Source organism: Pseudomonadota bacterium, assembly GCA_026390555.1.
In the GTDB taxonomy this organism is placed as follows: domain Bacteria; phylum Bdellovibrionota_C; class UBA2361; order UBA2361; family OMII01; genus OMII01.
The window spans coordinates 1-2,490 of the sequence record JAPLFS010000002.1 but is presented as its reverse complement, the minus strand read 5'-3'; the positions used below and the strand labels follow the sequence as shown (position 1 = coordinate 2,490).

The window sequence follows — 2,490 nt, the reverse complement described above, 5'->3', positions numbered from 1 at the left end:
CTCTCGTAAGACCCGGGCAGCTACTGGAGCCCGCCGGGACCATCTCACCCTCGGCGAAGCCCCCCCTATTGCGAAAGGGTGTTGGAAAGCGCCCCCGCATCCAGAGATCTCCGTTCGATAGAGTGTCGCGCTCCAGGCATTTGAGCTCTTATCAACTCCGGCAAAGTGACCGCCCTATCGCAATCCCAACGCTAACCCTTCTTCTGAGAAAAAGTGTGAAGTCTCTGCAGCTCGTGTTAAACGAGTGGTGTCGAGATACGGACGAAAGTATCTCTGCAAGCGCACTGAGTCAGGCACGGCAGAAGTTTCTACACACGGCATTTATCGAGCTGCTTGAAGAGTGTGTGGTCAAGCCGATGTATACTGACGGGAACCATAAGCGATTTAAGGGGCATCGCTTGTTGGCGATTGATGGGTCAACTCTTCGCCTTCCGACGAGCAAGGAGCTCGTCGAAGCTTTCGGCACGGTCCGCTACATGAACGGTCATCAGGGTGTCGCCTGCGACAACGTCGAAGCCAAGGTCGTCGTGCTCTACGACGTTCTGAGTGAGATCCCGCTTGCAGGAAGCATTCATGCCGGGAGAACAAATGACATCAGGGCGTCACTCTAGCACCTTGATAACCTTGGGGCGGGCGACATTCTCATAGCTGACCGAGGCTTCGGCTCGTATGCGTTTTTTGCTGAAATAGTGCGCAAAAAAGCTGATTTCATTGTTCGTGTTAAAGATAAGACTTATCAGAAATATCACCAACTATTCACCGATGCCGCGCACAAAGATATAGTAGCCGAGGCTGAACGTCCCGCTCACTTCCATGACGACACGGAACTGGCACATAGTCTGCGCATGAGGTTTATCAGGATAGTCCTCGCGGACGGAGAGGTAGAGGTATTAGCAACATCGCTTCTCGATCAGAAACGATACCCACTAAAGGACTTCAAAAAGCTCTACTATAAACGATGGAAAATCGAGACGTTCTTTCAAGCAATCAAGAGCCGCCTTGCGGTAGACAACTTCACGGGACGAACCGTTGAAGCTATCAAGCAGGATTTCTTCCAGGCCCTCTTTGTGATTGGTTTGGAGACTATCCTATCAGCGGAGGTGAATGGCGAACTAGCGGCTAAGAGAACGTGATATCGACAGCAGGTGAATAAAGTCATCTCATTTCATGCTATCAAGGATTCCATCATTCTGCTAATGTTCGATCCTCCAGATGACTTCGAAGATCGGGTGAGGCGATTGTTCATGATTAATCCTACGTTGCAGCGGCCCGAAAGAGAAAAAGGGAAAGAACGATTGTCTCTTAAATCGAACGCACGGAGTTTGCACTTTCAGAAATTCGCTAGAAAAGCCGTATTTTAAGCGGGTTAGTGCTTAACTTAATGGCCGTAACCCCGTACCAATGATCTTGAGTTCAAAAAGCAGGCTCCAAATTCTCGTGAGCTCCTGCTCGGAGAAAAGAGCATCTCGCAGGCTTTCAGCGAGCTACAGTCAGGAGATGTACTGCTAACTACATGCCTTTCGCAGTTTCCGAACGACCCGGAGATGGCGGCCGTTTGCAGCGATACGCCTCCATTCGGAAAGTTCTTGGGAACGATACCTGCCGATCATGCGGGTCGTAGCAAGGCCTGGTGGGCATTGATTGAGAAGCCTTAACGGCTCATCTAAGATCGCTCACCTTGCAGCTTACAATTACTAACGGAAGCCAGAATGTTCCCCGCGACTCAATCCTGCGCACGACAGGATTAGCGCACCTGTTCATAACCTCCTCTATCTCATCTTTGTTATAGTCCTGATTCTCTGGACGCTCCTGGATCATAAACACTACGCGCTCCCATCCAGCAAATGCATCACTCTCCTCTTTCTGATCGCGCAGCTTGGTCCAGATATAAATCCAGTCGTTATCAAGCTTGGTGGCGTGTAAAGGATCCTTAATAGCCACGCGTATTGCATCTACTCTCCCTGCAAACCAAAAGTTTGGACGATTCTTCGGATCGGTCAGAGCGTCAAGCAGTAGGTAGGTCATCTTACCTACGTGATATCCGAGCAAAAGATCCGCTATAATTATGGTCTTGGGCTGAATCTCCTTGGCCATCTCAGCCGCCGCAAACACCTCAGGGGGTTCTCCGTATTTCCAATCCCGCCCGGAAAACCATGCACTCGCACCGAACACAATAGAAACAGCGAAACACGCTAATACGGAGCTCTTTGCTAGAGCGCGGCGCCAACGCTGTTTCGTCTCCCTGGCATAGGCAAGATAGAGCGCAATCGCCAGAGCCGCTAACAGATCAAGTGCCGGAAAAAACGTGGAGAGCCTCTTCGGATAGGCATGCTCAGACATAATACCGGGCAGAATTGCTGCCATAAGCCACGCTATGATTACGGCCGACTCGAAGCGCCGAATCGAGCGCAGCACCATAAATAGCCCCGCACACACAAACGGCACTATCATCCAGGCAACGGTGCGCATATGAAAATCAGGAATAAAGGG

The 2,490-nt window shown here is 50.7% G+C and carries 2 protein-coding genes and 1 pseudogene; 2 read left to right on the top strand and 1 reads right to left on the bottom strand.

Annotated features, from left to right (window positions below; all coding sequences use genetic code 11):
- A partial coding sequence (locus NTV65_00030) for a hypothetical protein (GenBank protein MCX6113591.1) occupies nt 1–611 on the top strand: 611 nt, incomplete at its 5' end.
- 18 nt (nt 612–629) lie between these two features.
- Nucleotides 630–1,133, top strand: a pseudogene (locus NTV65_00025) (transposase).
- 526 nt (nt 1,134–1,659) lie between these two features.
- Here the strand turns inward: NTV65_00025 and NTV65_00020 are convergent.
- Nucleotides 1,660–2,490 (bottom strand): hypothetical protein (locus tag NTV65_00020; protein MCX6113590.1); only part of this gene is annotated, 831 nt, incomplete at its 5' end.